1 protein-coding gene is annotated in these 570 nt (G+C 67.0%); it reads left to right on the plus strand.

Features of this window, described 5'->3' with window-relative positions; all coding sequences use genetic code 11:
• Positions 1 to 72: 72 nt before the first annotated feature.
• Positions 73 to 570: hypothetical protein (locus KBX63_RS34905; protein WP_210918687.1), on the plus strand; the 498-nt coding region annotated here is incomplete at its 3' end.

Below are 570 nucleotides of genomic sequence, written 5' to 3' on the forward strand. Positions count from 1 at the left end.
ATGACCACCGATGATCGGTAGGTGGAAGAGGTACGCGAGGCCGACGATCTGCGTGGCCGTTTCGAGGGTAAGTTGCGCGACCTGCTCGGACGGCGCCTGACGTCGGTCGACTACTGGGATGTCTACAACTTCGGCCCGGAAACCGCGTCATGGGACCACGGCGACTGGCATCACGCCGTCATGGGCGTCCAGCTCGGCACCGACCTCGGTCCCGTAACCGTGACCTGGACCAACACGTTCTATCCCTATGGCATCGAGGTCTTCCACGAGCCGATCGGACATCACCTCATCCTCGGCGAATCCGGCCCGGAGCGGGTCGGCCCGGACGTCAACGGCCAGAGCCCCTGGGCTCCACTTCTCGGGTCGAGGGTTCGCGGCACGGCCTTCCGCTGGGAGCAGTTCCAGATCGGGCCGAGCCGGCGGACGGACGGCAGCATCGCCGCGCCAGCGCATTCGGTCGACGTGCCCGTCGCGTTGCGCCTGGACTTCGCCGCAGGTCCGATCTGGTTCGTCGCTGCCATCCCGCAGCTGCCCGACCCGCGGCGCGTCTTCATCCTCGGCGACGAAATC

This window comes from Micromonospora sp. U21 (assembly GCF_018070045.1).
Classification (GTDB): domain Bacteria; phylum Actinomycetota; class Actinomycetes; order Mycobacteriales; family Micromonosporaceae; genus Micromonospora.